Origin of the sequence: Streptomyces sp. ADI95-17 (assembly GCF_003846175.1) — a bacterium.
Taxonomy (GTDB): Bacteria; Actinomycetota; Actinomycetes; order Streptomycetales; family Streptomycetaceae; genus Streptomyces; species Streptomyces sanglieri.
Window position 1 is genome coordinate 186,751 of the sequence record NZ_ML123050.1, and the last position, 5,776, is coordinate 192,526.

Consider the following 5,776-nt stretch of genomic DNA (forward strand, 5'->3'; position numbering starts at 1 on the left):
TCGATCAACACCGCACCAATGTGACAACGCCCGACAACGTCCTCGATGCGTAGCGAGCAGAAGGGCCGGATACCGTGCGGTGTCACCGAGCGCAGCCCCTGGGCTGGGTGCGTCACGGCGCGTGTCGGCCAGTCGCGATTGGGGGGCGCGGTGGCGGAGTAGGCGTCGTGCCAAGCGGCTTTAGCGCCTGAGTCGCCGATTCGGTAGACCTGTACGCCGGCACCCACGCCGATGATGAGGGACAGCACCGCGGCGGTGATATGGAGCGGCGTGCCCACCGTGCTGGTGGATCCCTCCGCCTCGGGGGTGCGGTGGGCGGCGCGGCGGTAGAGCCACCACACCGCTGCGGACATCAGGAAGAGCCCGATGGCCCAGGGGAGCAGTTCGTCGCCGAGTTCGGTGTGCTTACGGACCAGGGGGTCGCGGTCCACGTGCCGTTCCAGCCACTCGCCGGCGTGGGTCGTCAGCGGCACGCTGATCAGGGACACCAGGGCAAGGGCTGGCAGGGCGAGGCCGAACCTGCGCATGACGGAGGGGATGGCGGCGCACAGGATCAGGGCGAGTGCGGTGAGGGGTACCAGGACCACGACGGCGTGCACGAACAGGACGTGTGCGGGGATGCCGTTGATCAGGTCGAGTCCCACAAGGGGCTCTTTCGGAGGGTGGTGTTCAATGCTGGACAGGGACGAGTCGGGCTCCTGCGGCGACATAGGTGGTAAGCCGCGGCCGCGACCGGGAGGCGCCCGTTCCCTGCGCGCGGGAATGACACTGTGTCGCACCTCATGCCCCATAGCGGCTGAATCCTGGAGTTCGCCATTCCTGGCCGTCGGGCAGAATCGCGAGTGCTTCGTAGCCGTCCAGTGTTTCCACCCAGCCCTGTGCCCCGTTGCCTCGGGCGAACGCGGCGGTGGCGTAGGTGTCGGTCAGCGTCAGGCGGGGCCCGACGAGTGTGAGGGAGGCGAACGTGTCGGCAGGTCTACTGGTGTGCGGGTCGACGATGTGATGGCCGCGTTCGGCGGTGCCGGAGGTGGCGACGGCCAGGTCGTGGCCGGCGGTGATGACGGTGGCCAGTTCACCGGGGCGTAGCGGGTGGGCTATGCCGATGCGCCAGGCATTGTCCGGGCCCGCCTGGCCGCGGAGCTGCAGGTCGCCTCCGCCGTTGATGCACGTGTGGTGCGCGCCCGCGTCGTAAAGGAGCTGGGATGCCGCTTCGGTGGCCCAGCCTTTGACGAGCCCCGAGGGGTCGAGGGTTCTCGCGGGGGTGATGCTGAACCAGCCATCGCTGGCGTGGGCGGCCTGTGCGCACAGGCACAGGACTTCGTGGACTTCGGGCGGGCAGTCCTCCAGTCGGATCTCGCCGCGGTCGAGGCGGCTGATGTGGCTGTCGGGCCGGTAGGTGGAGAACACGGCATCGACCTGGTGGAGGTGGTGCACAGCCTCGACGAGGGCGCGGCGGATGGCGAAGGTCGGCTGGTCGCGGATGTCGAAGGAGAAGACGGTACCCATGACGTGCTCGACGTGGCGCAGCCCGGTCGCGGTGTCAGGCATGGGCCTGGTCCAGGGCGCTCTGGAGGGACTGGATGTAGCCCTGGCTGGTGTAGCTGGCGCCGGAGACGGCGTCGATGTGCGCGCTCTGGGCTCCGATGGCCTCCTGGGTGAGGCGGGGCAGGGCGTAGGCGGCGATCTCCTGGTCACGGCCTCTGCGGTCGGGGGCCTGGAGGACCTTGATCGAGGTGATCTTGCCCTGGTTGAGGGTGGCGGCGACCTGCACGGTTCCGTACTGGGTGTCGATGGGATCTCCGGTGAACGTGCCCGTCCCAGTGGATGTGGCCGGCGAGGTGCCTGCGCGAGTGTGCGAGGTCGTGGGGGAACGGGGAGCCGCCCCGGCCAGGGCGGGGAGCTGGTGGGGTTTGAGAGCGAGCAGAGCGACGATCAGGGCGCTGATCCCGGTGGTGGCGAGGACGGCTCGGCGCATGGCGGTTCTCCTCAGAACGCGAAGGACTCGTGGTGGATGCGCCGGGCCGGGACACCGGCTTCGCGCAGGGCCCCGATCGCGGCCTCGGTCATGCCAAGCGGGCCGCAGAGGTAGACGTCGTGCGCGGCCAGATCGGGGACCAGGGTGCTCAAGACCCCGGCGGTGAGGGGGGAGGCGTGTCCGGCCGGTTCGTCGACGATGTAATGCACGGTGGCCCGTCGGCGGGAGGCTATGGCGTCGAGTTCACCGCGCAGGGCGAGGTCGACGGCGCGGCGGGCCCGGTAGACGAGGGTCACCTGGCCCGGGAGCGTCTCGAACAGCGCACGCAGGGGGGTGATGCCGACCCCGCCGGCCAGGAGCAGGACCCTGGGGGCGGTCCGGCGGTTCGCGGTGAAGGCGCCGTAGGGTCCCTCGGCCCACACCCGGGTGCCGGGCCTCAAGCGGGCAAGGGCGGCGCTGTGCCCGCCGGCGGTCTTGACCGTGATCCGCAGGTGGCCGGGGTGGGCGGGGGCCGAGAGGGAGTAGGGGTTCGCGGTCCACCACAGTCCGCGGGTCAGGAAGCGCCAGCGCAGGAATTGCCCCGGCTCGCCCCCGAGGTCGTCGAGGTGCTGGCCGGTGAGGTGGACGGAGACCATGCCCGGTGCTTCGGGGTGAACCGCGGCCACGTGCAGGCGGTGGCGCAGCCCTCGCCGGACTGGGGCGGCGAAGCGGTAACAGGCGACCAGGACCGCGACCCCGAGAAACAGCGTGTACCAGGCGGCCTGCGCGAGGCGGTTGCCGACGAAGTCGGCTCCGTTGGAGAGCTGGTGTCCGAAGGTGAGGAAGACCGCCAGGTAGGTCGCGAAGTGCAGGTAGTGCCACGTCTCGTAACTCATCCTGCGGCGGGCAGCGCGGGCGGACATAACCCCTGTGGCCACGAACAGCAGGAAGCCGGCCGTGCCCTTTAGCAGGTCGGGGTAGTGAAGGACGAGTGTGGAGGTCTGGCTGACCACGGTCGTGCGGGAGGTCAGCGAGTAGCCCCAGATGATCAGCAGGGTGTGCGCAAGGGCGAGGGACACGGTGCAGCGGCCACCCCAGGCGTGCCAGCGGACGAGCCTGTCGGTGCCGATGGTGTGGTCCAGGAGCGGCATCCGGGCCATGAGCGCCAGCAGGACCGCGCAGGCGTATCCGGCCAGGAGACCGGTGATACGTCCCGCGCCGGTGAGCCAGCCCGCCGGGCCGACCACCGAGTTCGTGTCGCTCCACCACAGGCCCAGCACCCCGGCGGCGCCGGCCCAGATCACCAGCGGCACCAGGAACGGGACGAGGCTTCGACGCGGGCGCCGGTGGCGCATCCCTCGGCTCGCATACGTCGTGGTGGTGAATGTGGTGATCATGGGGCTCCTCCGGATATGGCGCACGCTCCGGCGATGGGTGGCCAGCCTCACAGCCCAACCTCTGTGTACCTTCTGAAACAGCGTGGTCGATCGCTCTCAGCTCCGATTGAGAGGAAACTCTGAGACACGCCTCACCCCTGTGGGGGCCTGCGCCGGGGGATGCTGAAGGAATCATGGACGAGCCGCGTACGACATCGCTTCTGCACCGCCCGGACGGGGATCCCGTACGGATTCTCGTCGTCGACGACGAACCCGACGTCACCGATGTCCTGGCCGGGGTCATTACCGGCGAGGGCTGGAAGGTGCGCACCGCAGGTGACGGTGCGACCGCGCTCGCGGCGGCCCGTGTTTTCCGGCCCGACGCGGTGGTTCTGGACTGGATGCTGCCCGACCTGGACGGGCTCCAGGTCCTGCGGGCCCTCAGACATGAGATGCCCAAGGTGTGTGTCCTGTTCCTGACCGCCCGCGACGCGGTCGAGGACCGCATCGCTGGGATCACCGCGGGCGGCGACGACTACGTCACCAAGCCCTACAGCCTTGAAGAAGTACTGGCCCGGCTGCGCGGGCTGCTGCGACGGGCCGGAATGACCGCCGGGCCGGGCACGAACCGGCTCACCGTCGGAGACCTCACCATGGACGAGGAAGCCCGGGAGGTCAGGCGCGGCGGGGCCACCGTCGAGCTGTCCCGCACCGAGTTCGAACTCCTCCGATTCCTCATGCGCAACCCCCGCCGGGTCCTGTCCAAGGACCAGATCCTCGACCGGGTGTGGGCCTACGACTTCGGCGGCCGCGCCCACATCGTCGAGCTCTACATCAGCTATCTGCGCAAGAAGATCGACGCCGGACGCACCCCGATGATCCACACCGTGCGCGGCGTCGGCTACGTCCTCAAGCCGGAAGCCCCGTGACACGCCTGCCGCCCCGCACTCTGCGCGGCCAGCTCACTGCCGGACTCGTCGCCCTGCTCGCCGTCGCCTGTCTCGCCGTCGGGATCACCACCGCCCTCGCTCTGCGGGGCTTCCTGATGGGGCGCCTGGACGAGCAGCTCTCCGCGTCCGGCGGCCGGTTCGCGGCCAGCCTGGAACACGAGGCCAAGCCCGACGCCGACAACCGCCCCGACACCCGGGGCCAGGCCGATGCGACCTTCGGCGCCCGCCTCCTGGACAACACCGTCACCCAGGCCGCAGTCGTCGACGACGCCACCGACCGGCCCCTCCATCTCACCCCCGAAGACCACCGCACCCTGGCGGGAATCCCCGTGGACGGAAGCGGGCACAGCATCCGCCTCTCCGGACTGGGCAAGTACCGCGTCACGGCTGTGCGGGGTGACGACCAGGACACCCTGATCACGGGCCTGCCCCTGCACCCGGTGGAAGAGACCGTTCACCGCCTCGAAGCGGTCGAAGCCGTCCTGTTCGGCGCCGCGCTCGTGGCGACCGGCATCGCGGGGGCCGTGTGGGTGCGGATCTCCCTGCGCCCCCTCCAGAAGGTCACCGCCCGTGCGGCGGAGGTCGTCGAACTGCCGCTGGCCAGCGGCGAGGTCGCCATGCCCGGACCGCTCCCCGACACCGACCCCCGTACCGAGGTGGGCCAGGTCGGCACCGCCCTCAACCACATGCTCGGCCACGTCGAAGATGCCCTGACCCGACGCCACGCGAGTGAGGAGAGACTCCGCCACTTCGCCGCCGATGCCAGCCACGAACTGCGTACTCCCGTCGCCAACATCCGCGGCCACGCCGAACTCGCTCTGCGCCACCGCGGCCCCGTCCCCACCGAAGTCCGCCACGCCCTGGAACGTATCGGCAGCGAGTCACAGCGCATGACCCGCCTCGTCGACGACCTGCTCCTCCTCGCCCGCCTGGACGCCGGACGGCCCCTCGAGAAAGAACCGGTCGACCTGACCCTGCTGATCCTGAACGCGACGGACGACGCCCGCGCCGCCGGCCCCGGCCACCACTGGCTCCTCGACCTCCCCGAAGAACCGGTCACCGTCACCGGCGACGCCCACCGCCTCCAACAGGCCATCGGAAACCTCCTCGCCAACGCCCGAATCCACACCCCGCCCGGCACCGACGTGACGATCTCTCTCACTACAGAACAGACCACCGTCTGCGTGGACGTGAGTGACAACGGTCCCGGCATCCCCGACGAACTCCAACCCGAGGTCTTCGGCCGTTTCGTCCGCGCCGACCACGCCCGCTCCCGCAGCACCGGAAGCACCGGACTCGGCCTCGCTATCGTCCACGCCGTCATCACCGCCCACGGCGGAACCGCCACCATCACCAGCCGTCCCGGACACACCACCTTCCGCATCACACTCCCCGGCTGAACTTTTTGCCCTGCCAGCACACGGGTCTGCCAATCGAGCGGTGTAATCGCCACGCAGACGCACTTCAGAGTGGCTGTCTCGTTCGGGAAGTGCCCA

The 5,776-nt window shown here is 69.9% G+C and carries 6 protein-coding genes; 2 read left to right on the forward strand and 4 right to left on the reverse strand.

Annotated elements, in window-relative coordinates; genetic code table 11:
• The 4 genes from EES42_RS31605 to EES42_RS31620 all read right to left on the reverse strand — a co-directional run.
• Positions 1-644: DUF2231 domain-containing protein (locus EES42_RS31605; RefSeq protein WP_241196711.1), on the reverse strand; the 644-nt coding region annotated here is incomplete at its 3' end.
• A gap of 136 nt (positions 645-780) precedes the next feature.
• Positions 781-1,548 (reverse strand): FAD:protein FMN transferase, encoded by a 768-nt coding sequence (locus tag EES42_RS31610; RefSeq protein ID WP_124721707.1) that lies wholly within the window; start codon positions 1,546-1,548, stop codon positions 781-783.
• Positions 1,541-1,975: an FMN-binding protein gene (locus tag EES42_RS31615; RefSeq protein ID WP_124721708.1), complete on the reverse strand. Its 435-nt coding sequence runs from the start codon at positions 1,973-1,975 to the stop codon at positions 1,541-1,543. Before EES42_RS31615 ends, EES42_RS31610 begins: the two co-directional genes overlap by 8 nt.
• Before the next feature lie 11 nt (positions 1,976-1,986).
• A complete protein-coding gene (locus EES42_RS31620; protein WP_124721709.1) occupies positions 1,987-3,351 on the reverse strand; it encodes a ferredoxin reductase family protein in 1,365 nt (454 codons plus the stop codon).
• Between the two features lie 173 nt (positions 3,352-3,524).
• Between EES42_RS31620 and EES42_RS31625 the strand changes: the two genes are divergently transcribed.
• Entirely contained in the window at positions 3,525-4,259 is a 735-nt protein-coding gene (locus EES42_RS31625) for a response regulator transcription factor (RefSeq protein ID WP_124721710.1), read from the forward strand.
• Entirely contained in the window at positions 4,256-5,680 is a 1,425-nt protein-coding gene (locus EES42_RS31630; RefSeq protein ID WP_124721711.1) for a sensor histidine kinase, read from the forward strand. Before EES42_RS31625 ends, EES42_RS31630 begins: the two co-directional genes overlap by 4 nt.
• Positions 5,681-5,776: the final 96 nt, after the last annotated feature.

What these genes read in the sequence shown, in the direction of transcription:
- EES42_RS31615 (WP_124721708.1), bottom strand. Translation starts at nt 1,975, where the DNA reads ATGCGCCGAGCCGTCCTCGCCACCACCGGGATCAGCGCCCTGATCGTC.
- EES42_RS31620 (WP_124721709.1), bottom strand. Translation starts at nt 3,351, where the DNA reads ATGATCACCACATTCACCACCACGACGTATGCGAGCCGAGGGATGCGC.
- EES42_RS31610 (WP_124721707.1), bottom strand. Translation starts at nt 1,548, where the DNA reads ATGCCTGACACCGCGACCGGGCTGCGCCACGTCGAGCACGTCATGGGT.
- EES42_RS31625 (WP_124721710.1), top strand. Translation starts at nt 3,525, where the DNA reads ATGGACGAGCCGCGTACGACATCGCTTCTGCACCGCCCGGACGGGGAT.